We start from the raw sequence: 21,701 nt of genomic DNA, 5'->3' as shown, positions 1-21,701 counted from the left end.
ACCCCCGGCCCAGGGGCGGGGCTGGGGGCGCGCCCGTCCCCGCCTGGCACGGGCGGACGCAAGTTGACACCGGTTCGCATATGAGTACGACCACGCCGGCGACCAGCCATGACGCAGTTCCGCGGGAGTTCTTGAGGGGTGCGCGCGACCCCTCTTCTGTCATGTATGTGAACAACAGTCACGAATGTGACTCAATGACCGTCCGTGGCCTTCCGCCGGGCGCAACGGCCTCGTAAGACGTACGTCACACACCCATGTGGGACGCCGCGCACCGCCGCCGCTCGAACACGCGCTGCCACCCGTGGGCCGAACACTCGTGGAGGCCTCATGGAAACCCTCGACTGGGTCGTCGTCGGTGGGTACTTCTTCGTGATGGTGGCGATCGGCTACTGGTCACGCGGGCGCATCAAGAACATCGCCGACTTCTTCACCGCGGGCGGCAAGATGCCCTGGTGGCTGTCCGGCATCTCGCACCACATGTCCGGTTACAGCGCCGTCATGTTCGTGGCCTTCGCCGCCGAGGCCTACCGCCTCGGCCTGACCGTCTACATCTGGTGGGCGCTGACGATCGGTGTCGGTGTCGGCATCGGCGCGTTCCTGTGGGCGGGCACGTGGAACCGGCTGCGCTCCAAGCACGGCGTCAAGTCGCCGCTGGAGTACCTGGCCCGCCGCTACAACGTGCCGACCCAGCAGATCATGGCGTGGGCGGGCGCGGCGCTGAAGGTCGTGGACATCGCGGCCAAGTGGGTCGCGGTCTCGTTGCTGCTGCAGGGCTTCGCGGGCGTCCCGATCTGGCTGGGCATCACCATCGTCGGCGCCGTCACGATGGTCTACTCGGTGCTGGGCGGCCTGTGGGCCGACGCGCTGACCGACTTCGGCCAGTTCGTCATCCAGGGCGCGGCGGGCATCGCGATGTTCGTCGCGGTCGCCGCGCACTTCGGCGGCATCGACTTCATGTGGAAGATCTGGGACCAGCTGCCCGAGTCGCACTCCGAGCCGCTGTCCGGCAACTACACGTTGATCTTCTTCATGGCGTTGTTCCTGATCAAGACGCTCGAGTACAACGGCGGCATGTGGAACCTGGCGCAGCGCTACATGGCCGCGCCGTCCGGCGCCGCGGCCAAGCGGTCCGCGCTGCTGTCCAGCGCGCTGTGGCTGGTGTGGCCGCTGGTGCTGTTCTTCCCGATGTGGGCCGCGCCGCTGATCGTGCCGGGCATGGAGGCCAACGCCGAGCAGGCGTACGTCGAGATGGGCAAGCTCATGCTGCCCGCGGGCATGATCGGCCTGGTGCTGGCCGGGTTCTTCTCCCACACCATGGCGATGGTGTCCTCCGACGCCAACGTGATCTCCGCGGTCATCACCCGGGACATGCTGCCCCGGCTGTGGAAGGGCGTGAAGCGGCTCAGCGAGCCCGCGCAGCTGCAACTGGCGCGGATCACCACGTTCGCGTTCATCGGGCTGAGCATGACGATCGCGCTGACCGCGGACACCAAGGGCTTCGTGCTCAAGGTGGTCATCGCGTTGGTGGCGGCCACGATGGGCCCGATCGCGATCCCGCTGATGCTGGGCATGCTGCCGTGGTTCAAGAAGGTCGGCCCGACCGCGGCGACCGCCTCGGTGGTCGGCGGCCTCGGCACGTGGGCCGTGCTGTACGTGCTGCAGCAGAACAAGGTCGAGTTCGTCACCCAGGCGGTGATCGTGTCCTGGCCGCTGCTGGTGTCGCTGGTGCTGTACCTGCTCATCGGCCTGGTCATCAAGCCGGAGCCGTCGGCGGAGCGCTCCGCCCTGGTCGACTCGCTGCGGTCCGACTCCGACGAGGAGAAGGTGCCCACGCGCGCCTGAGCGGGCCATGTGGGGCAGGTCGCCTTGTGTGATGGGTTGCTTGTGCGATGGGTCATCTCCGCTGTGCGGGCGCTCCGGTGCGCCCGCACAGTGGGGTCATGGACGGGTGGGCGCCGCGGGACGAGGCCGAGTCGGAAGCCGGGTGGCGGCTGTGGCTCGCGCTGAGCGGACGGCTGTGGCCGTCGGCCGAGTGGGACGGCACACCGGCGACCGCCCTGGGCGGGCTGCGCGCGGTGCTGGCCGGGTGCGGCGCGATCCGCGGCGCGTACGCCGGCGACCCGTCGGCGGCGGTGCTGCGACTGGTCGACTCCGTGGTGTTCGTGGTGAGCCTGCCGCTGGAGCTGTGGCGGGACGACGTGCTGCCGGTGGACGTGGACCGGGCCGCGTTGCTGCACAGCGACCTCGCGGGCGTGGTCGAGCACGTCGCCGAGGTGCGCGCGGTCCTGGCGCGCGGCGGCGGTTGGGCGGAGCTGGAAGCCCGGTAAAGCGGTTGCCCCGGCCCATGCGGTCGGGAAATGGACCAGGAGATCAGGGACTTCTACGCGCAGGGCTTCGAGGAGGAGCAGCTGCGCGTGGGCGGGAACGGTCGGCTGGAGTTCTTGCGGACGCAGGAGATCGTGCGGCGGTTCGTCGGCCGACGCGCCCAGGTGCTCCACGTCGGCGGCGCGACCGGCGTGCACGCGGGGTGGTTGGCGCAGGACGGGCACGACGTGGTCGTCGTCGACGCCATGCCGTCGCACGTGGAGGTGGCCCGCGCCTGCCCGGGGTGACCGCCGTCGTGGGCGACGCCCGTGACCCGCCGGGCCGCACCACGCGCCACGCCTCCCGCCACGCCCGCAGCCGGTCCTCCCGCTCCATCAGGTGGTGGAGTGGCCCGAACAGCAGCACGTGGGTCCTGCGGCAGGTCGAGCAGGAGGAGTCCGTGCTCGGCGCGTCCTCCACCTGATCACCGCGGCCCGGCGCGCCGGCGGCTGACCCGTGTGGTCCTCGTCGCGGTGCGCGGACCCGTCGTCACAAGATAGTGTGTGTACTAATGATTAGCGCACAAAACGTCGAGGACCCGCTGGCCCTGGAACGGCAGGTCTGCTTCGCGTTGTCCATCGCCTCCAGGAACGTGGTCGCCGTCTACCGGCCGCTGCTCGAACCCATGGGCCTGACCCACCCGCAGTACCTGGTGATGCTGGCGCTCTGGGGTCGCGCGCCGCTGTCGGTGAAGGAGCTGAGCCGGTTGCTGGCACTGGAGCCCGCGACGCTGTCCCCGCTGCTCAAGCGGCTGGAAGCGATCGGGTACGTCACGCGGTCGCGGGCCGCGGCGGACGAGCGGCAGCTCGCCGTGGCGCTGACCCGGGAAGGCGCGGCGCTGCGCGAGCAGGCGTTGGCCATCCCGCCGGCGGTGGTGGCGAAGCTCGGCATGTCGCTGGCCGAGCTGCGCGACCTGCACGCCGTGCTGACCAAGGTGATCGCCGCGACGGAGCGGACGTGACCGGCCCGTCCGCGCCGCTGCGGATCTGGTACCTGCTCGGCGGCCGGTTGCCCCAGCGGCACCGGGAGTGGGTGTTCCGGCAGGCCACCAAACCGACGTGGCTCGTCTGGTTCGGCGTGCGGATGTTCCTCCAGGTGCTGCCGCTGACGGTGGCCATCACGCTGGCCCTGGTGCTGGGCCTCGGCTCGCCGCTGCCGCTGGCCATCGCCTGCGGGTCGTTGGGGCTGGTGGTCGGCGTCTACTTCGGCGTGTCGTACGCGATCGAGAGCACGGACCACCGGATGACGAAGTACGGCTACCCGGCGGGCGCGGCGGCGGCCGTGCGCAAGGAGCGGACGGCGAAGGACCAGGAGCGGTACGAGCGGGTGTGGCGCTCGTCGGAAAACGGGTCCTGACTTCACGGCCGGATGCCCTAGCGTCCGTGACGTGCGGTGGGAGCGGGCGGTGGCCGCGGCGTTCGGGCTCGGTGACGTGGTCGAGCCGTGGACGCCGGTGTCGGGCGGGCGGGCGCACCTGGTGTGGCGCCTGCGCACGGCGAAGGGCACGTGGGCGGTCAAACGCCTGAACCGGTCGCGCGAGGACTGGTGGATGCGGGACCACCTGGTCGCCGCCGGGATCCAGCTCGACGCCTACGCGCGCGGTTTCCCCATGCCACGCCCGGTGCACCCGCTCGAACCGGCCGCGCCCCTGCTGGCGGACGTGCGCGTGGGCCACGAGGTGGCGAGCTACCTGGTGCACGAGTGGCACGACGGCAGGCCGTCGACCGGGGACGTGTCGGCGTGGGTCGGCGCCACCCTGGCCTCGCTGCACCGCCACACCGTCGACACGCCCCCGGACCGCGCGCCGCACCCGGTCGAGGAGTGGCGCGAGTGGCTGGACGAGGCGCCGGACGACTTCACCGCCGCCGTCCGCGCCTACCTGCCCGACATCGCCGAGGCCCGGTCGATCGCCACGGCCGTCGGTGACCTGACCCCCGTCGGCACCCACCGCGACGTGAAGCCGGACAACGTCCTGGAGACCTCCGCCGGCCCGTTGCTGCTGGACTGGGACGGCGCGGGCCCGGAGTACGCGGAGTGGGAGGTGACCCGTGCGGCGGTCCACTTCAGCCGACTGGGCGAGGACCGCGCCGCCTTCGACACCGTGATCAGGGCCTACGAAGCCGCCGGCGGCCGACGTCCCCCGGCGTCACCGACCTCGTTCGCCGGTCTCCTCCACGTCTACCTGGGCGGCGCCGCCTGGATGGTGTGGCGAGCCCTCGGCCACCGCCCGGTCACACCGGCCGAACGCGCGGCGGCCCACACCCACGCCCTCGAACTCCTGGCCGACCTGCGCACCTCGCTGGGCAGGCTGCCGTCCTGGACCACCCGCCTCCGCTGACCGCGGCCACGACGCCCGCCCGGTGGGGGTGCGACGCCATCGCCGCTGGTAGGAACGCTCGGGCACCCGGATGAGTAAATCTGTGGTGGCGGGAGTAGACATTCGCGCGCCACTGTGTGTAGAGTTCTCCTTGTTGGAAGAGAGAAAGTCAGTAGCACGGGAGATGACGAACTGCCCGTGAGCTAGTGAGGCAAGACGGTCGGACGTGCTGGGGCCAGTCAGTGGAAGGGGCTCCGCGGCCGTGGACCAGGGGTTGGCGGTCATGCCGGGGGAACGATCCCGGCGCCGGCGACCGAACGGAGTGGTAAACGGTTAAAGCAGTTGCAGTGGATGTCGAAAGGTGCAGTACGGCCAGGTCTGTCGGAGCCGATCAGTGGAAGGGGTTCCGGGCAGGGTGGCCAAGGATGGTCGGTGAGGTGATTCCGGCATGTGCATCAGGACCGGTGCCGACCGTCGCGTGAGAGTGCAAGAAGCAGTAATCAGAGGAGAAGGGAAGGGTTGCACACCATCGGATCGCCCGCCTTCGGCTGAACTCGGCCGGACGGGTACCGCGGTTCCATCGGATTGGAAGGTGGTCTTCGGTTACGCACAAGCGATCCCCGCAGCGCCCGCTTCTAGTGCGGGTGGCGCGGACAGAGGAAGCCGGTCTCACGGTCGGCTAGGTGGAAGTGAAACCCAACACCCCGGGGCCCCGGCGCTACTGCGCCGGGGCCCCTCGTGATGCGGAGGCGCGTTGACCCCAGAGGGAACACAAGACCAGTCGTCGGACGAGCGGCCCACGGCCGCGAGGTTCGACGACGACGACTACCCCGCCTACACCATGGGGCGGGCCGCGGAGATGCTCGGCACCTCCGCCGGCTTCCTGCGCAGCCTCGACGAGGCCAAGCTGATCGAGCCGCAGCGCTCGACCGGCGGCCACCGCCGCTACTCCCGAACCCAACTGCGCCTGGCCGCCCGCGTCCGGGAACTGGTCGACCAGGGCATGGGCCTGGACGCGGCCTGCCGGATCGTCACCCTGGAGGACCAGCTCCAGGAAGCCAGGGACGCCAACAGGTCGCAGCACCCGCCCGGCGAGCCCTACCCACCACTGCGGGGCGTGTGAGCCGCCGCGGACCGGGAGGTCGGCCGAACCGGCCGGCCCTCCTTCGGCACGGCGGCCCCGCACCTGCCGACCACCTCATGACGAAGGCCCAGGCCGTCCGGTCGGACCGGCACTGACCTGGGCCTTCCTCCACTCGAACGGATAACAGGCTCGAACCCGCCTTCACCGCTCGGACCTGACGAGCGTGCTCCGGCGTCTTCGGAACGCGGCGGTCAGGAGGCGATGGGGAGGCCCCGCGCGGCGGCTTTGTGCTGTGCGCGGAGCGCCTTGAGCGTCGGGTAGTACGGGTTGTGGGCGTTGTGCTCGAGGTTGAGCGGGAGCACTTCGTCGGTGATGAGGCTGTGCTCCAGCTTCCACGGCTCGTCGTCGGCGACGAACGCCACGCGGGCGTGGGCGCCCATCCACTCGTTCAGCTTCGCCTCCCCGGCCGGGGTGAAGGTCAACCGGGTGCCGCTGCCGACCCGGCGGAGCCGGATGCCCAGCTGTTCGGCGAGGTGGCAGCCCAACGTCAACCGGAGAGTGGACCCCTCGGCGTTGCCGCTGTAGTGGTAGCGCACCCGCGTGCGCAGGCTCTGCCGACTGGCCGGCTTCCCGTTCGCCGGCGGCGCCTTGGGCGCGATGCCGACGTAGAGCAACGTCCCGGCCCCGGTGACGCGGCACCCGTCGGTGAGCACCCCGGGCGGGACCTCGTCGAAGTACCAGGCGTACACACCGGCCCGCTTCGGGATCGGGGAATCCCGCACGAGAACTTCGTCGCGCGAGTAGGTCCGAGCAGGGTCCAACAACCCCTCCGCCCGCTCGACGTGCAGACCACTCCCCATGACGCCACTCCCCTGAGCCGATCACCACACCTGCTCGCGGCAAACTAGCGAACACCCCCGACAAGCAGCCTTCGGGCCGCGGAAGCCCGGCGAGGGGGGCATGCAGTGCGGCCGAGCGGCCTCCGCCACGACCACGGCTTGGTGGGGCGCGGTCGCGCGGCGACGCGCTGACCCGAGCGCGACGAAGGCCCAGGCCGTCCGGCTGAACCGGCGCTGACCTGGGCCTTCGTCTGCCTGATGGGAACCTGATCTTGCTGCCCTGGTGGACGGCTTGACCTGCGGGCTAGTCCGGTCTTGCGCCGGTGTTGGCCGCTGTTGACCGGGGCTCGCAGCACGCGAACAGCACGGAGCGGCGGTGCGGTCTACCGCCGCCAGTGGCCAGATGAGCCGACTGGGGGTAACCCAGGTGCTCCAGGTCACACCGGGATGAGTTTTTTTGAGCAGGTACCAGCGCCGGAAGGCTTGTCACCACGCCAGCGCTCAACGCCGTCAGACCGGTCAAGATCAACCAGAGAGTTTGCCACGTGCTGAGGCTTGATCCGGTTCCTGCGAGAACCTGAGACGCACCGGTACCGGCGAGCAGGATGCCCGCAATCACCAGTCTCAACGCGGCGCGCACGGTTCAATTCTGCCATATGATCAAATCGCGGCTCTCTAACGAGGGGCTTCGTGTCATTCCGTCGACCTGGCTCGTCCCAACCGCTCGGGTCAAGGGGGCACTTTCCGTCCATTCTGGACTGTTGGGCTGGCACTGCCCCTTGGCGCGTGTGGTTGCCCTCGTGGAGGTCGGCGGGATGACACGAAACCTGGTCCCGCTGGTTCGCGAGCTGTCGACGGTTCCCGGTCACCCTGCTGGCCTGTCCGTCCGGCGAGGACATGATCTTTCGTTTCGCGGACCCTGGCGGGGCCGGTCGGCCGCTGTCCCGCTCGCCCAGTCCCGGCCCTGCCTCCCGTCGCCGGGCGCGGGCGGGCCCCGCCCGCTTGCCCGAGCGACACGGGGACGGGGCCGATCAGGACCTGGCGAGCGGGGACAGCCAGTGCGGCTGAGCGGCCCCGCCAAGGGCCGCCTTGAACCAGTAGAGAAGATACTCACCAGTAGGCCGGACCTTGGCCGAGCGGCGTGGTCACTCGTCCACTACGGGAATCCAATAGGTCAGCCCGTAGCGGTCGCCGGGTGCCACGGCGACGCGCTGACCCGAGTGCGACAAAGGCCCAGGCCGTCCGGCTGAACCGGTGCTGACCTGGGCCTTCGTCTGTCTGAGCGGGTGACGGGAATCGAACCCGCCTCTACAGCTTGGGAAGCTGTCGTTCTACCAATGAACTACACCCGCGTGTTGCGTGCCCGATCATACACACAGCCGGTGGCGGGGTGGGCGGGCGCTGTCACCTAGGCTGTGCGCGTGCTGCTAAGTGACCGCGATCTGCGCAAAGAGGTCGAGTCCGGCCGGTTGGGGCTGGACCCGTTCGACGACGTCATGGTGCAGCCGTCCAGCATCGACGTCCGGCTCGACCGGTTCTTCCGGGTCTTCAACAACACCCGGTACACCCACATCGACCCCTCGATGCAGCAGGACGACCTGACCTCGCTGGTCGAGCCGGCCGACGGCGAGCCGTTCGTGCTGCACCCCGGCGAGTTCGTGCTCGGCTCGACGTTCGAGCTCGTCACCCTCCCCGACGACCTGGCGGGCCGGTTGGAGGGCAAGTCCTCGCTGGGCCGCCTCGGTCTGCTCACGCACTCGACGGCGGGCTTCATCGACCCCGGTTTCGCCGGGCACATCACGCTGGAGCTGTCTAACGTCGCCAACCTCCCCATCACGCTGTGGCCCGGCATGAAGATCGGCCAGCTGTGCCTGTTCCGGCTCAGCAGCGCGGCCGAGTTCCCGTACGGCTCGGCCCAGGCCGGGTCCCGTTACCAGGGCCAGCGGGGACCGACGCCGTCACGCGCCTACCTGAACTTCCACCGCACCGACACGAAGCGCTAGAGCTTCAGGTTCCCGTAGCGGGCCAGCACCCGTGACCTGAGCTCCGGGTCGTTGCGCGGCACGGGCTCGAGGAACACCTCGTCCAGCTCACGGTGCGCGGCGCGCAGTTCGGCGTCGATCCGCACGCACGCCCGCTCCAGGTCGGCCGCGCCCAGCGAGTCGTCGAAGTCGAGCCGCGCGCACACCAGCACGCGGTCCGTGCCGACCGCCATCGTCAGCAGGTCCACCACCTGCTCCACCTCCGGCTCGGCGCGCAGCCGCTCCCACACCGCCCGCACCAGCACCGGGTCGGCCTGCCTGCCGATCAGCAGCCCCCGGTTGGTCGCCGCCAACGTGTAGGCGGCGAACGCGAGCAGCACGCCGATCGCCAACGACGCCACGCCGTCCCACACCGACGACCCGGTCAGGTGGTGCAGCCCCAGCCCGCCGAACGCGAGCACCAGCCCGACCAGCGCGGCCGAGTCCTCCAGGAACACGGTCTTCACCGTCGGGTCGTCCGACACCCGCAGGAACGCGAGCACGGACCGGTCCTCGGCCTTCGCCTCCCGCCGCACCTGCCGCGCGGCCTGCGTCCACGACACCGACTCCAGCGCGAACGCGATGGCCAGCACGACGTACCCGACGACGGGGCTGTTCTGCTCCTGCGGCGAGCCGAACACGGTCCGGATGCCCTCGTAGAACGCGAACACCGCGCCCGACACGAAGATCGACACGGCGGCGAGCAGCGACCAGAAGTACCGGTCCTTGCCGTACCCGAACGGGTGCCTGCGGTCCGCGGGCCGGGCCGACCGGCGCAACGCCGTCAGCAGCAGGGCCTCGGTGAACGTGTCGGCGACCGAGTGCGCCGCCTCCGCCATCATCGCCGCCGACCCGGTGATCACGCCGGCGATCGCCTTCATCACGGCGATGGCGAGGTTCACGGCCAGGGCGAGCAGGACGGTGACCGTGCTCTCGCCGCCCTTCGACTGATCGGCTGCCATGCCCTGACGTTAAGCCGCACCGACGCGATCCGCCGGTTGTGGCCGCTGTCGTGAAACGATCGCGGCGGCTCTCGCGACGTCGAGGTGACAGCGTCTTTCTTTTCCGGGGGGAATACCAGGTGCGCAACCTGACCGGCCGTCTCGCGGCCCTTTTCGCGGCTGCGGCCGTGGCGACGCTCACGAGCCCGTTCGCGGTGGCGCAGGAGAACACCGTCACGCTGGAGGGCCTGGTGTGGTTCGACCGCGACGCCGACGGCGTGGTCGACCCGGGTGAGCCGCCGCTGGCCGACGGCCGCGGGGTGGACGTCTACGACGTCAGCGACAAGAGCCGGCCCATCGGGCAGTTCCGCACCGACGCGAACGGCCGGTACAGGGCCACGGGCCTGCCCGACGTGCCGCTCGCGATCTACAACTACAGCACCGAGCTCTACGAGGCCACGACCCCGGCGACGTACAACCCGGTGCGCGGCGGCGGCACGTTCGACTTCGGCTTCCGCGGCGGCACGGTGCGCGGCTCCTCGTTCGAGGACACGAACCGCGACGGCGTGCGGCAGGGGAACGAGGAGGACGTGCCGGGCGCCCCGACCGTGCGGCTGATCCACGGCGTCGTCGACGTGAAGCCCGCCACGCGAGGGGTGGACGGCGAGTACGAGTTCACCGACGTGCCGGTCGGCGACCAGGTCACGATCGTCGGCGACGACGCCCCGGAGCTGAAGCTGGCGCCCGCGGTCACCGAGTACGACGTCGACCCCGCCACCCGCGCGAAGAAGGTCGTGGTCCGCGCGGGCGAGACGACCCGGGTGGACGTCCGCTACACGCACCTGGACGCCGACTTCGTGGCCGGCACGCCTCGACTGGAGCCCGCGCGGGACACCTATCGGGTGGGTGACGTCGTCACGTTCGTGGTGCCGGTGACCAACCGGGGCGAGGCGTCGGACATCCCGGACATGGTGGTGTTCGGGTCGACGCCGGAGTTCGTCGCCGCGGGCGACGGGGTCTCCGTGGTCACGCCCGGCCAGGATTTCCGGCTCAGCGAGCGGATGGCGGTCGGCGCGACCGTCGACGTGCGGCTGACCTACCGGCTGGACGACCCCGCGTTCGGCCGGTTCCACCTGTTCGTCCGGCCGATCTCGGCGCTCGCGCACAAGGAGACGAACGTCGACGACAACCACGCGATCGTGCCGCTGAAGTACACGACCGGGGAACAGCCGCCGACGACCACGCCGCCGACGACCGCCCCTGTCACCACCACCACGACCACCGTCCCGGCCGTGGCGCGGGTGTCGGGTGACGGCAGCGGGTTGGCGAGCACGGGCGCGACGCCGTTGCCGTGGTTGGCGATCGGCGGCCTGCTGCTCGGCGCAGGCGCGTTGGCCTTGTTGGCGGCACGCGGGCGTCGTCGCGCCTGACCCGAACGGAGCACCGCTGCCGTTAGCCTGCGGCATGGGCATTTTGGTGCACGTACTGCTGACGGCGGTGGCGGTCTGGGTCGCCACGCTCATCCCGGGCATCGACCTGGAGGCGGGGGCGTCGACGCCCGCGAAGATCGGCACCCTGATCGGTGTCGCGCTGCTGTTCGGCCTGGTCAACGCCGTGGTCAAGCCGCTGGTGAAGTTCTTCGGCTGCCTGTTCTACCTGGTCACGCTCGGCTTGATCGGCCTGGTCGTCAACGCGCTGCTGTTCTGGCTCACCGGCTGGCTGGCCGGCGAGCTGGGCCTGCCGTTCGACGTGACCGGCTTCTGGCCCGCGTTCTGGGGAGCGATCATCGTGGCCCTCGCGAGCTGGCTGCTGAACCTGGCCTTCGACCGCGTGACCGACCGCGACTGACCCCCGGGACGACGGACGCCCCCGGTCCGAAGAGGACCGGGGGCGTCCGTCCACAGCCGACTAGTTCGACGAGGCCTTGTCCTCGTCCGGCAGCGGGGTGCCGGTCGGGGTCTCGTCCGTCGGGATGTCGCCGCGCTCCAGGGCCTGGCCCCGGCGCACGGACGTCAGCAGCAGCTGCGCCACGTCCACGACCTCGACGTGGGAGCCCGCCGCGCCCTCGTTCTGCCGGGCCGTCACGCCGTCGGTCAGCATCACGCGGCAGAACGGGCAGCCCGTCGCGATCTTCGACGGCGCGGTGCCGAGCGCCTCGTCCACGCGGTCGAGGTTGATGCGCTTGCCGATCCGCTCCTCCATCCACATGCGGGCGCCGCCGGCGCCGCAGCACATGGAGCGCTCCTCGTGGCGGGGCATCTCGCGCAACGTCGCGCCCGACGCGCCGACCAGCTCGCGCGGCGCCTCGTAGACCTTGTTGTGCCGGCCCAGGTAGCACGGGTCGTGGTAGGTGACGTCCTCCGCGACCTCCGCCACGGGCACCAGCCGGCGCTCGCGCACCAGCCGGTTGAGCAGCTGCGTGTGGTGCACGACCTCGAACTGGCCCCCGACCTGCGGGTACTCGTTGGCCAGCGTGTTGAAGCAGTGCGCGCACGTCACGACGATCTTGCGCTGACCCGGCCCGCGACCGTCGAACACGGTGTTGAGCACCTCGACGTTCTGCTGCGCCAGCATCTGGAACAGGAACTCGTTGCCCGCGCGCCGCGCCGGGTCGCCGGTGCAGGTCTCCTCCGGCCCGAGCACGGTGTACTTGACGTCCGCGGTGTGCAGCAGCTCGGCCACCGCCCGCGTGGTCTTCTTCGCCCGGTCCTCGAACGCGCCCGCGCAGCCGACCCAGAACAGGTACTCGGCGTCACCCAGCTCGCCGTCGAACACCGGCACGTCGAAGTCGAGGCCCTCGGTCCACGCCAGGCGGTCCTTGGCGTTCTGGCCCCACGGGTTGCCCTTGTTCTCCAGGTTCTTGAACATGCCGCCGAGCTCCGACGGGAAGTTCGACTCGATCAGCACCTGGTAGCGGCGCATGTCGACGATGTGGTCGACGTGCTCGATGTCCACCGGGCACTGCTCGACGCACGCGCCGCACGTGGTGCACGACCACAGCACCTCGGGGTCGATCACGCCGAGCTCGTCCGCGCCGCCGACCAGCGGGCGCTCCGACTCGGCCAGCGCCAGCACGTCGATGGACTCCAGGCGCTTCTTGTAGTCCTCGTACTTGTCCTCGGTCAGGCCGACCTCGTCGCCCGCCATGTCCTTGCTGCCGCCCGCGAGCAGGTACGGCGCCTTGGCGAACGCGTGGTCGCGCAGCTGCGTGATGACGAGCTTCGGCGACAGCGGCTTGCCGGTGTTCCACGCGGGGCACTGGGACTGGCAGCGGCCGCACTCGGTGCAGGTGCTGAAGTCCAGCCAGCCCTTCCAGGAGAAGTCCTCGACCTTGCCGACGCCGAACACGTCCTTGTCGGGGTCGGCCTCCTCCAGGTCGAGGACCTGGCCGCCGCTCATCATCGGCTTCAGGGCGCCGAGCGCGACGCCGCCGTCGTCCTCGCGCTTGAAGTAGATGTTGAAGAACGCGCTGAACCGGTGCCACGCCACGCCCATGGTGAGGTTCTTCGACACGACGATCAGCCAGATCATGCCGGACAGCAGCTTGGTGATCGCCATGATCGAGACCCAGTTCGGGCTCGCGGGCAGGAGGTTCGACAGCGGCGCGGTGACGAACGACGTCCACAGCGGGGGGTCCTCCAGGCCGGAGGCCTGCTTGAACGCCTTCACGCCGAGGATGCCGAGGCCCTCGATGATGACGACCGCTTCGACGAAGTAGGCGGACTTGAAGTCCGAGCCCGCGAACCGCGACACCCGGTCGGCGCGGCGCGGGTGGTTGAGCTGGCGGATGACGGCGAGCGCGACGCCGCCGACGACGGTGCCGATGCCGAGCAGCTCGACCAGCAGCAGCCACAGCGACCAGGTGCCGATGACGGGCCAGTGGAAGCCCGGGTCGAAGACCTCGCCGTAGGCCTCGAACAGCACCGCGGAGCCGATCAGGAAGCCCCACATCACCATCCAGTGCCAGGGCGCGACCTTGCGGAACTTGGCCATCCGGGTGTGGGCGACGAACTCGACGACCAGCGTGCGCAGGCGGGGCCCGAACGGCCCGTTGCGGGTCGAGTCCGGCTGGCCGAGACGGATGATCTTGATCATCCGCACGACACCGGCGACGAACAGACCCCAGGCGAACACGCTGACGGCGACGCCGATGGCGCCGAGGGTGAGCTGGAGGGCTCCCATTGTGGTGGCGGCCTTTCTCGTCCGTTCTCCTGGCTGGGCAGCCTACGCCCGATTACTGGCCGGTAACCACTTGGACGTGGCCGATCACATAGGGTCGGTAGACTAGTAGAACAGACGTTCAACTTGTTGGGGGCGGGACGTGCTCGTGTACCTGGTGCTGGCCGTGGCGATCATCGGCGAGGTCACCGCCACCGTGTTCCTCAAGCTCTCCGAGGGCTTCTCCAAGCCGATCCCCTCGGTCGTGGTCATCGTGGGGTACGTGATCGCGTTCGGCGCGTTGAGCAAGGTGCTCCAGCTGGGCATGCCGATCGGGGTGGCGTACGCGATCTGGTGCGCCTTCGGGATCGCTGCGGTCGCGAGCGTCGGCGTGCTGGTGTTCAAGGAACCGGTCAACGCCACGATGGTGGTCGGGCTGCTGCTCGTGATCGCGGGCGTGGTGGCCATCGAGGTGGGCAGTGGCGCCGCCGCCTGACGGCAGGCGGGTCCGCGGCGACCGGCGTCGGCGGGAGATCCTGGCGGCGACGCTGCGGGTCGTGGAGCGGGACGGCGTGGCCGGGGTGAGCCACCGGTCCGTGGCGCGCGAGGCGGGCGTGCCGACGACGTCGACGACCTACTACTACGCGACGTTGGACGAGTTGCTGATCGCCACGCTCACGTGGTCGGCCGACGAGATGGCCGCGAGCTTCCGCGAGGTGCCCCTGACGCCCGCGGCGGTGGCGCGGTTCATCGCGGACGCCGCCGGCGCGCACCGGGGACGCACCCTCGCCGAGTACGAGCTGTACCTGCTGGCGGCCCGCCGGCCGGAGCTGCGCGAGGCGGCCCGCCGGTGGGTCTCGCTCATGGCCGAGGTGGCCGGTCCGCGCGACCCGGTGGCGCTGCGGGCGGTCCTCGCGGGCCTCGACGGGCTCCTGATCCAGGCGTTGATCGCGGATTTCCCCCCAATGGCGCAGGATTTGGAGCCCGTCGTGTCCCTTCTGATGCTTGGCGGATGACCTTCACGCGGGACACTGGTGCCATGAGGTTCGCCGGTCGTGAGTCGTGGCAGGTGTCGCACGGGACGAGTCAGACGGTCAACACCGCGCTGTTCGTCCGTGACACGCTCGCGCTCTCGGTCGAGACCGTGCCCGAGCTGCCCGGGCTGGACCCGTCCGTGCCGGTCGTGGTGCCGGCGGGGGTCGACCGGGCGGGCGCGGCGGAGGAGTGGCTCGGCTGGTGGGCCGACGTGCTCGACCACGCCCGCGCCGAGCTGGCCGGCGGCTCGCCCGCCGACCCGGCCGGCGCGTCGTTGCAGGTCCGGCCCGCGCTGCGGGCGGCGGTGCTGGCGCTGGCCCCGGCCGCGGCCGAGTACGACCAGCGGCACGTGACGTCGCGGGGCGCGTTGCCGATCGGCGAGGTGGTGCGCGGGGTGGAGGGCAGGCTCGGGCGGTACGTGCGGCCGTTCCGGCTGGTCATCACCGAGGTGCCGGTGCAGGGCATGGTGTGGGAGCGGATGACGGACACGCACGTCATCGCCTCGCAGCGCTTCCTGGTCGACCCGGCCCTCTCCGCCCCGGCCCTGCGCGCCGTCGTCGAATCCCTGGCCTGACCCGCGCGTGTCCTACGTCCGGAACGCGCGTGTCCTACATTCGCGACACGTGTGTCCTACGTTCGCGACACCCGAGTTGAACGCTCACGACACGCCGAGCCGCTGACGGCCCGCTGACCCGAGGGGTAGGGCCAGCCCCCGTATCCGGCCGGGGGTCTTCCTGGTGGGTCGACCGATCCCGTACCCCTAACTTGGAGTCGCACAGCTTGGTGTCTTTCTAGGGGGCAGCGGTGGTTAAGCGGATCGCGTTGACGGTCGGTGTGGCGGTGGCCGCGGCGCTGGCGCTCACGTCGTGCGTGCGGCTCGTCCAGAACGGCTTCGACGACCAGCACTCGGTGTCCGAGCGGGTGACCGAGGTGCGGTTGCAGAACGGCTCGGGCGACGTGACGGTCCGCGGCCAGGCCGGCGCGACCGCGACCGAGGTCCGCCGGCGCGTCGAGTACCCGAAGGGCTCGGACAAGCCCGGCGGCGTCTCCCACCGCGTGGAGGGCTCCGTCCTCGTCCTCGACGGCTGCGGCAGCCAGTGCTCGGTGAGCTACGAGGTGACCCTCCCCACCGAGGACGTCAAGATCACCGGCCGCAACAGCTCCGGTGACGTCGTCCTCGAACGGGTGGCGAGCGTCGACGTCGAGGTCGGCTCCGGCAGCACGACGGTCCGCGAGGTGGCGGGCGCGGTCACCGTCGACAACGACTCGGGCGACCTGGACGCGACCACCGTGGGCGGCGACTTCATCGGCCGGGTCGGCTCGGGCAGCACCAGGCTGGCGGCCATGGGCGGCTCGGTGACCATCGACGCCGACTCCGGTGACGTCGACGTGGCCATCGCCTCCGTCAGGTCCGTGCGCGCCGACGTGGGCAGCGGCAGCCTGAAGGTCACCGTCCCGCAGGGCGCCTACAAGATCGACGTGGACGCCGACAGCGGCGAGAAGTCCATCGACGTCGAGAACGACCCGACCGGCTCCGCCGAGCTGTACCTGCGCGCCGGCAGCGGCGACGTCACGGTGCGGTCCGCCGCCTAGCCGCCCCGCTCCCACCCCTGTCGGCCCCGGCCGGCGACGCCCCGTGCGCCGCCCGGTCGGGGCCGACGGCTGCGCGCGAGAAGTGGACGAGTGTCCCGGATCACCTCTGGCCGGGAACACCACGGCGCCGCCGGCCGTTGGACAGGCAGGAAGATTGAGCCGGGTGGACTCAAGTCCGCCCGAGCCGGCTAAACTTGAGTCGGCACCGCTCAACGCGGGGCTCTCACACACGCACTACCAGGAGGAATCCAATGGCGCGAGCGGTCGGCATCGACCTGGGGACGACCAACTCCGTCGTCGCGGTTCTCGAGGGCGGCGAGCCGACGGTGATCGCCAACTCCGAGGGGTCGCGCACCACACCGTCCATCGTGGCCTTCGCCAAGAACGGCGAAGTGCTCACCGGTCAGCCCGCCAAGAACCAGGCGGTGACCAACGTCGACCGGACGATCCGGTCCGTGAAGCGCCACATCGGCACGGACTGGCGGACCGACGACGTCGACGGCAAGAAGTACACGCCGCAGGAGATCAGCGCGCGCGTGCTGATGAAGCTCAAGCGCGACGCCGAGGCCTACCTGGGCGAGGAGATCACCGACGCGGTGATCACCGTCCCCGCCTACTTCGAGGACGCGCAGCGGCAGGCCACCAAGGAGGCCGGCCAGATCGCGGGCCTCAACGTGCTGCGCATCGTCAACGAGCCCACCTCCGCCGCCCTGGCCTACGGCCTCGACAAGGGCGACAAGGAGCAGACCATCCTGGTCTTCGACCTCGGTGGCGGCACGTTCGACGTCTCGCTGCTCGAGCTCGCCGAGGGCGTGGTCGAGGTCAAGGCGACCTCCGGCGACAACCACCTCGGCGGTGACGACTGGGACCAGCGGATCATGGACTGGCTGGTCGAGCGGTTCAAGCAGACCAACGGCATCGACCTGACCAAGGACAAGATGGCGTTGCAGCGGATCCGCGAGGCCGCCGAGAAGGCCAAGATCGAGCTGTCCAGCTCGAACAACGCCTCCATCAACCTGCCCTACATCACCGTGGACGCGGACAAGAACCCGCTGTTCATGGACGAGACGCTGTCGCGCGCCGAGTTCCAGCGCATCACCAACGACCTGCTGGAGCGCACCCGCGCCCCGTTCAACAACGTGATCAAGGACGCCGGCATCAGCGTCGGCGACATCGACCACGTGGTGCTGGTCGGCGGCTCCACCCGCATGCCCGCGGTGGCCGAGCTGGTCAAGGAGCTGACCGGCGGCCGTGAGCCGAACAAGGGCGTGAACCCGGACGAGGTCGTCGCGATCGGCGCGGCCCTGCAGGCCGGTGTGCTGAAGGGCGAGGTCAAGGACGTCCTGCTGCTCGACGTCACCCCGCTGTCCCTGGGCATCGAGACCAAGGGCGGCGTGATGACCAAGCTCATCGAGCGCAACACGACGATCCCGACCAAGCGCTCGGAGATCTTCACCACGGCCGACGACAACCAGCCGTCCGTGCAGATCCAGGTGTTCCAGGGTGAGCGCGAGTTCGCCCGGGACAACAAGAAGCTCGGCATGTTCGAGCTGACCGGCCTGCCGCCCGCGCCGCGCGGCGTCCCGCAGATCGAGGTCACCTTCGACATCGACGCGAACGGCATCGTGCACGTCTCCGCGAAGGACATGGGCACGGGCAAGGAGCAGCGGATGACGATCACCGGCGGCTCCGCGCTGCCGAAGGACGACATCGAGCAGATGATCAAGGACGCGGAGGCGCACGCCGAGGAGGACAAGCGCCGCCGCGACGAGGCCGAGGTCCGCAACCAGGCCGAGACCCTCGTCTACCAGACGGAGAAGGTCCTCAAGGAGAACGAGGACAAGCTCCCCGCCGAGGTCAAGGACAAGGTCGCCGCGGCCCTCGCCGAGACCACCGAGGCGCTCAAGGGCGAGGACATCGCCAAGATCCGCGCCGCCGTGGAGAAGCTCGCCACGGAGTCCCAGGCCATCGGCCAGTCCCTGTACGCCAACTCCGCACCCACGGCCGACGCCGCGGGCGCCACCGGTGGCGCCACCGCCGGTGACGCGCCGAAGGCCGACGACGTGGTGGACGCGGAGATCGTCGACGAGGACGAGAAGAAGTGACCCAGCCCGAAGAACAGCCCCACGTGGTGGTGCACGACCGCAGGCGCGTCGACCCCGAGACGGGTCAGGTGCGGCAGCACCCGGCAGACGAGGACGCGCGGGCCGAGACGTCGCAGGCCGACGTGCCGGCCGAGTCGGACGCCGGCGCGACCGGCGAACCCGAGACCGGTCCGGAGGGCGGCGGCAAGCACGCCGCCCCCGAACCGGCCCTGGCCGACGACCCGTCCGTCGAGCTCAAGGCGCAGCTCGACGAGCGGACCGCCGACCTCCAGCGGCTGACCGCGGAGTACGCCAACTACCGCAAGCGCGTCGAGCGCGACCGGGAACTGGTGATCACCACGGCCAAGGCGCAGGTGGCCGGCGAGCTGCTCGGCGTGCTCGACGACGTCGAGCGGGCCGGCACGCACGGCGACCTCACCGGCGCGTTCAAGGCGGTGGCCGACAAGCTCGTCGGCGCGCTGCACGGCACCGGCCTCGAACCGTTCGGGCACGAGGGCGAGGAGTTCGACCCGTCCGTCCACGAGGCCGTGCAGCACGGCACCTCGCCGGACGTCAGCGGGCCGACCGTCACCGCCGTGCTCCGCCGCGGCTACCGGTTCGGCGAGCGCGTGCTGCGGCCCGCGCTGGTCGCCGTGACCGACCACGAGCCCGCCGCCGAGCAGCCCGTCGTCGAAGAGGCCGTCGACAAGCCGGTCGAAGAGCAGCAGGACTGACTGAGGAAGGGGGCGGCGTCCGTTGAGCGCTCGCGACTGGATCGAGAAGGACTTCTACCGCGAGCTGGGCGTCACCTCCGACGCCTCGGCCGACGAGATCAAGAAGGCGTACCGGAAGTTGGCGCGGGAACTGCACCCCGACGCCAACCCCGGTGACGCCAAGGCCGAGGCGCGGTTCAAGGCGGTGTCCGAGGCGTACGGCGTGCTGTCGGACACCGCGAAGCGCAAGCAGTACGACGAGGCCCGCCGCCTCTTCTCCGGAGGCGGCGGCTTCCCCGGCGGGTTCGGCACGGGCGGCGGCGGGTTCGACGTCGGCGACCTGTTCGGCCGCCAGGGCGCCCAGCAGCCCGGCGGCATGGGCGGGCTCGGCGACCTGCTCGGCGGCCTGTTCAACCGCCGGGGCGGCCCGGGCGCCTCCGCCACCAGGCCACGCCGCGGCGACGACGTCGAGACCGACGTCCGCATCGACTTCACCGAGGCCGTCAAGGGCGCGACCGTGCCCATGCGGCTGTCCAGCCCGGCGACCTGCGGCACGTGCGCGGGCTCCGGCGCGCGTCCCGGCACGTCGCCGCGGACGTGCACGAACTGCGGCGGCGCCGGGCTGGTCACCCGCAGCCAGGGCGCGTTCGCGTTCTCCGAGCCGTGCGCCGACTGCCGGGGCACCGGGCGGATCGTGGACGACCCGTGCCCGGAGTGCGCGGGCGACGGCGTGAGCACCAAGACCCGGACCCTGACCATCCGGATCCCGTCGGGCGTCGACGACGGCCAGCGGATCAGGCTGGCCGGGCAGGGCGAGCCGGGCCGCAACAACGGGCCCGCCGGCGACCTGTTCGTGCTGGTCCACGTCAACCCGCACCCCGTCTTCGGCCGGTCGGGCAACGACCTGACCGTGACCGTGCCGGTGACCTTCCCCGAGCTGGCGCTGGGCACGACGTTGACCGTGCCGACGCTCGAGGGCAAGGTGACGTTGAAGGTCCCCGCGGGCACGGCCAGCGGCCGGGTGCTGCGGGCCAAGGGCAAGGGCATCGCCAAGCGCGACGGCCAGGTCGGCGACCTGCTCATCACGCTGAACGTCGCGGTGCCGAACAACATGGACGCCGCTGCCAGGGAGGCGTTGGAGAACTACGCGTCGGCGACGGCGAAGCACGACCCGCGCGCGGAGCTCAACGCCCTGTTGGAGAAGAGGTCGGTGTGAGCTTCCCGTTCCCGCCCGGCACCGACGAGGACACCCCGTTCTTCGTCATCTCCGTGGCGGCCCAGCTGTCGGGCCTGCACGCGCAGACCCTGCGCGCCTACGACCGGCTGGGCCTGGTGTCGCCGGGCCGCACGTCCGGCGGCGGGCGCCGGTACTCGATGCGCGACATCGTGCTGCTGCGGGAGGTGCAACGCCTCTCGCAGGAGGAAGGCGTGAACCTCGCGGGCGTCAAGCGGATCATCGAGCTGGAGAACGAGGTCGGGGCGCTGCGCGCCAAGGTCCAGGAGCTGACCGAGCAGGTGGCCTCCGCCATGGCCGCCGCCGAGCACGCCGCCGCGTCGGTGCACGCGTCGTACCGCCGCGACCTGGTGCCGGTGCGGCACGAGACGGCCCTGGTCGTCTGGAAGCCGAACTCGAAGCGCTGACCACGCGCCGCGTCGCCCGATGGGGTGATCATCGGGGGAAAATGTACGGAAACACTGTTCCCGTACCTCGGTTAAGCATGAGGAACCCCGCGACGCCAACCCCCACCCCGCCGCCCCGGATCGCGCCTCCGACCGCCACAACCACCGCGAACGCCGAACCCGGGCCAGACTGGACCCCGTGGACTACGTCTTCGTGCACGGCACCACCCAGTCACCCGCGGCCTGGCGCCCGGTGGAGGACCTGCTCCGCCAACGCGGCCACCGCACCGTGGCCGTGGACCTGCCGACCGACCGGCCGGAGCTGCGTGCCGTCGACTACGCCGCGATCGCCCGCGCCCAGGCGGGCGACGCGCTGGCCCCGATCCTGGTGGGCCACTCCGGCGCCGGCCTGCTGATGCCCGCCATCGCCCGAGCCCTCGGCGCGTCGCACCTGGCCTGGATCGCCGCGGTGGTCCCCGGCCCCGTGTCCCTGGCCGACGAGCTGGCCGTCGACACGGGCGAGATGTTCAACCCGGAGTGGCGCTCCCTCACCGAACCGCCCACCGCGGACCCCGTGGTGGCTTCGTACTTCCTGTTCCACGACTGCGACCTGGCCGGTGTGCGCGCGGGCCTGCGCACCCTGCGCCTGTTCTACCCGGCCGCCACGTACCGCGAGGTGCACGAGGTGCCGGACCTGCCGTCGACCTACGTCCTGCCGCGCGGCGACCGCACGCTGCGGCCGTCGTGGATGCGCCGGGCCGCGCGCGACCGGCTCGGGGTCGAGGCGATCGAGGTCGACGGCGGGCACTGCCCGCAGACCAGCCGGCCCGAGACGCTGGCGGCCGTGCTGGGCGCGGCGCGGCCCGCGCGGCCCTGACGTGCCGTGGGGTCGGTGGTGGGGGACCCCGCGACGAACGTGAAAAACTTTCGCG

23 protein-coding genes and 1 tRNA gene are annotated in these 21,701 nt (G+C 70.8%); 20 read left to right on the top strand and 4 right to left on the bottom strand.

Going from position 1 to position 21,701, the window contains the following annotated elements; translation table 11 throughout:
• Positions 1-327 precede the first annotated feature (327 nt).
• From IOD16_RS35960 to IOD16_RS35925, 8 genes are all read left to right on the top strand, one after another.
• Positions 328-1,842, top strand: a complete 1,515-nt coding sequence (locus IOD16_RS35960; RefSeq protein WP_123744939.1) for a sodium:solute symporter family protein — start codon at positions 328-330, stop codon at positions 1,840-1,842.
• A 98-nt stretch (positions 1,843-1,940) separates the two neighbouring features.
• Positions 1,941-2,327 (top strand): hypothetical protein, encoded by a 387-nt coding sequence (locus IOD16_RS35955; protein WP_236594580.1) that lies wholly within the window; start codon positions 1,941-1,943, stop codon positions 2,325-2,327.
• A 30-nt stretch (positions 2,328-2,357) separates the two neighbouring features.
• Positions 2,358-2,612: a class I SAM-dependent methyltransferase gene (locus IOD16_RS35950; RefSeq protein WP_201437936.1), complete on the top strand. Its 255-nt coding sequence runs from the start codon at positions 2,358-2,360 to the stop codon at positions 2,610-2,612.
• On the top strand, positions 2,609-2,788 hold the full coding sequence (locus tag IOD16_RS35945; protein ID WP_201437935.1) for a hypothetical protein: 180 nt from the start codon (positions 2,609-2,611) through the stop codon (positions 2,786-2,788). Before IOD16_RS35950 ends, IOD16_RS35945 begins: the two co-directional genes overlap by 4 nt.
• An 87-nt stretch (positions 2,789-2,875) precedes the next feature.
• Positions 2,876-3,325 (top strand): MarR family winged helix-turn-helix transcriptional regulator, encoded by a 450-nt coding sequence (locus tag IOD16_RS35940; RefSeq protein WP_201437934.1) that lies wholly within the window; start codon positions 2,876-2,878, stop codon positions 3,323-3,325.
• Positions 3,322-3,720, top strand: a complete 399-nt coding sequence (locus IOD16_RS35935) for a DUF5313 family protein (RefSeq protein ID WP_201437933.1) — start codon at positions 3,322-3,324, stop codon at positions 3,718-3,720. The genes IOD16_RS35940 and IOD16_RS35935 overlap by 4 nt, the downstream gene beginning before the upstream one ends.
• 31 nt (positions 3,721-3,751) lie before the next feature.
• Positions 3,752-4,702, top strand: coding sequence for a phosphotransferase (locus IOD16_RS35930; protein WP_201437932.1), 951 nt, complete (start codon positions 3,752-3,754; stop codon positions 4,700-4,702).
• Positions 4,703-5,435: 733 nt separating this feature from the next.
• Positions 5,436-5,804 carry a helix-turn-helix domain-containing protein gene (locus tag IOD16_RS35925; protein WP_123744945.1) on the top strand — a complete coding sequence of 123 codons (369 nt, stop codon included), beginning with the start codon at positions 5,436-5,438 and terminating at the stop codon, positions 5,802-5,804.
• A 212-nt stretch (positions 5,805-6,016) separates the two neighbouring features.
• Here IOD16_RS35925 and IOD16_RS35920 read toward each other — a convergent pair whose 3' ends face one another.
• Positions 6,017-6,625: a GIY-YIG nuclease family protein gene (locus IOD16_RS35920; RefSeq protein ID WP_236594579.1), complete on the bottom strand. Its 609-nt coding sequence runs from the start codon at positions 6,623-6,625 to the stop codon at positions 6,017-6,019.
• A 1,260-nt stretch (positions 6,626-7,885) separates the two neighbouring features.
• Positions 7,886-7,956: transfer RNA gene (locus IOD16_RS35915), tRNA-Gly, on the bottom strand.
• Between the two features lie 69 nt (positions 7,957-8,025).
• On the opposite strand from IOD16_RS35915, the gene dcd reads away from it, so the two are divergent.
• Positions 8,026-8,607, top strand: coding sequence for a dCTP deaminase (gene dcd / locus IOD16_RS35910; protein WP_201437931.1), 582 nt, complete (start codon positions 8,026-8,028; stop codon positions 8,605-8,607).
• On the opposite strand, the gene IOD16_RS35905 is transcribed toward dcd, so the two are convergent.
• Positions 8,604-9,587 (bottom strand): cation diffusion facilitator family transporter, encoded by a 984-nt coding sequence (locus IOD16_RS35905; protein WP_201437930.1) that lies wholly within the window; start codon positions 9,585-9,587, stop codon positions 8,604-8,606. The genes dcd and IOD16_RS35905 overlap by 4 nt on opposite strands.
• A gap of 167 nt (positions 9,588-9,754) precedes the next feature.
• Between IOD16_RS35905 and IOD16_RS35900 the strand changes: the two genes are divergently transcribed.
• Together IOD16_RS35900 and IOD16_RS35895 are read left to right on the top strand one after the other, a co-directional pair.
• A complete protein-coding gene (locus IOD16_RS35900; RefSeq protein WP_201437929.1) occupies positions 9,755-10,996 on the top strand; it encodes a hypothetical protein in 1,242 nt (413 codons plus the stop codon).
• 34 nt (positions 10,997-11,030) lie between these two features.
• A complete protein-coding gene (locus tag IOD16_RS35895) occupies positions 11,031-11,414 on the top strand; it encodes a phage holin family protein (protein WP_123744949.1) in 384 nt (127 codons plus the stop codon).
• A gap of 60 nt (positions 11,415-11,474) precedes the next feature.
• Here IOD16_RS35895 and IOD16_RS35890 read toward each other — a convergent pair whose 3' ends face one another.
• Positions 11,475-13,748 carry a (Fe-S)-binding protein gene (locus IOD16_RS35890; RefSeq protein WP_201437928.1) on the bottom strand — a complete coding sequence of 758 codons (2,274 nt, stop codon included), beginning with the start codon at positions 13,746-13,748 and terminating at the stop codon, positions 11,475-11,477.
• 139 nt (positions 13,749-13,887) lie between these two features.
• On the opposite strand from IOD16_RS35890, the gene IOD16_RS35885 reads away from it, so the two are divergent.
• From IOD16_RS35885 to IOD16_RS35845, 9 genes are all read left to right on the top strand, one after another.
• Complete coding sequence (locus IOD16_RS35885) at positions 13,888-14,220, top strand: DMT family transporter (protein ID WP_201437927.1); 333 nt, start codon at positions 13,888-13,890, stop codon at positions 14,218-14,220.
• Positions 14,204-14,740 (top strand): TetR/AcrR family transcriptional regulator, encoded by a 537-nt coding sequence (locus IOD16_RS35880; protein WP_123744952.1) that lies wholly within the window; start codon positions 14,204-14,206, stop codon positions 14,738-14,740. The genes IOD16_RS35885 and IOD16_RS35880 overlap by 17 nt, the downstream gene beginning before the upstream one ends.
• A gap of 23 nt (positions 14,741-14,763) precedes the next feature.
• The gene (locus IOD16_RS35875; RefSeq protein WP_123744953.1) at positions 14,764-15,333 is read left to right on the top strand and encodes a hypothetical protein; all 570 of its coding nucleotides are present in this window, start codon (positions 14,764-14,766) and stop codon (positions 15,331-15,333) included.
• Positions 15,334-15,563: 230 nt separating this feature from the next.
• The gene (locus IOD16_RS35870; protein WP_201437926.1) at positions 15,564-16,352 is read left to right on the top strand and encodes a DUF4097 family beta strand repeat-containing protein; all 789 of its coding nucleotides are present in this window, start codon (positions 15,564-15,566) and stop codon (positions 16,350-16,352) included.
• A 251-nt stretch (positions 16,353-16,603) separates the two neighbouring features.
• Positions 16,604-18,457: a molecular chaperone DnaK gene (gene dnaK / locus IOD16_RS35865; RefSeq protein WP_123744955.1), complete on the top strand. Its 1,854-nt coding sequence runs from the start codon at positions 16,604-16,606 to the stop codon at positions 18,455-18,457.
• Entirely contained in the window at positions 18,454-19,170 is a 717-nt protein-coding gene (grpE, locus tag IOD16_RS35860) for a nucleotide exchange factor GrpE (RefSeq protein WP_123744956.1), read from the top strand. Before dnaK ends, grpE begins: the two co-directional genes overlap by 4 nt.
• Before the next feature lie 22 nt (positions 19,171-19,192).
• Positions 19,193-20,365: a molecular chaperone DnaJ gene (gene dnaJ, locus IOD16_RS35855; protein WP_201437925.1), complete on the top strand. Its 1,173-nt coding sequence runs from the start codon at positions 19,193-19,195 to the stop codon at positions 20,363-20,365.
• Positions 20,362-20,790, top strand: coding sequence for a heat shock protein transcriptional repressor HspR (locus IOD16_RS35850; protein WP_123744958.1), 429 nt, complete (start codon positions 20,362-20,364; stop codon positions 20,788-20,790). The genes dnaJ and IOD16_RS35850 overlap by 4 nt, the downstream gene beginning before the upstream one ends.
• A 178-nt stretch (positions 20,791-20,968) precedes the next feature.
• Complete coding sequence (locus tag IOD16_RS35845) at positions 20,969-21,646, top strand: alpha/beta fold hydrolase (protein WP_201437924.1); 678 nt, start codon at positions 20,969-20,971, stop codon at positions 21,644-21,646.
• Positions 21,647-21,701 lie beyond the last annotated feature (55 nt).

The sequence above is a fragment of the Saccharothrix sp. 6-C genome, from assembly GCF_016695385.1.
In the GTDB taxonomy this organism is placed as follows: Bacteria; Actinomycetota; Actinomycetes; order Mycobacteriales; family Pseudonocardiaceae; genus Actinosynnema; species Actinosynnema texasense.
This window is presented reverse-complemented; position numbering and strand designations above follow the sequence as displayed.

What these genes read in the sequence shown, in the direction of transcription:
- IOD16_RS35895 (WP_123744949.1), top strand. Translation starts at nt 11,031, where the DNA reads ATGGGCATTTTGGTGCACGTACTGCTGACGGCGGTGGCGGTCTGGGTC.
- IOD16_RS35955 (WP_236594580.1), top strand. Translation starts at nt 1,941, where the DNA reads ATGGACGGGTGGGCGCCGCGGGACGAGGCCGAGTCGGAAGCCGGGTGG.
- IOD16_RS35940 (WP_201437934.1), top strand. Translation starts at nt 2,876, where the DNA reads ATGATTAGCGCACAAAACGTCGAGGACCCGCTGGCCCTGGAACGGCAG.
- IOD16_RS35960 (WP_123744939.1), top strand. Translation starts at nt 328, where the DNA reads ATGGAAACCCTCGACTGGGTCGTCGTCGGTGGGTACTTCTTCGTGATG.
- IOD16_RS35905 (WP_201437930.1), bottom strand. Translation starts at nt 9,587, where the DNA reads ATGGCAGCCGATCAGTCGAAGGGCGGCGAGAGCACGGTCACCGTCCTG.
- IOD16_RS35920 (WP_236594579.1), bottom strand. Translation starts at nt 6,625, where the DNA reads ATGGGGAGTGGTCTGCACGTCGAGCGGGCGGAGGGGTTGTTGGACCCT.
- IOD16_RS35950 (WP_201437936.1), top strand. Translation starts at nt 2,358, where the DNA reads ATGGACCAGGAGATCAGGGACTTCTACGCGCAGGGCTTCGAGGAGGAG.
- dnaK (WP_123744955.1), top strand. Translation starts at nt 16,604, where the DNA reads ATGGCGCGAGCGGTCGGCATCGACCTGGGGACGACCAACTCCGTCGTC.
- IOD16_RS35875 (WP_123744953.1), top strand. Translation starts at nt 14,764, where the DNA reads ATGAGGTTCGCCGGTCGTGAGTCGTGGCAGGTGTCGCACGGGACGAGT.
- IOD16_RS35890 (WP_201437928.1), bottom strand. Translation starts at nt 13,748, where the DNA reads ATGGGAGCCCTCCAGCTCACCCTCGGCGCCATCGGCGTCGCCGTCAGC.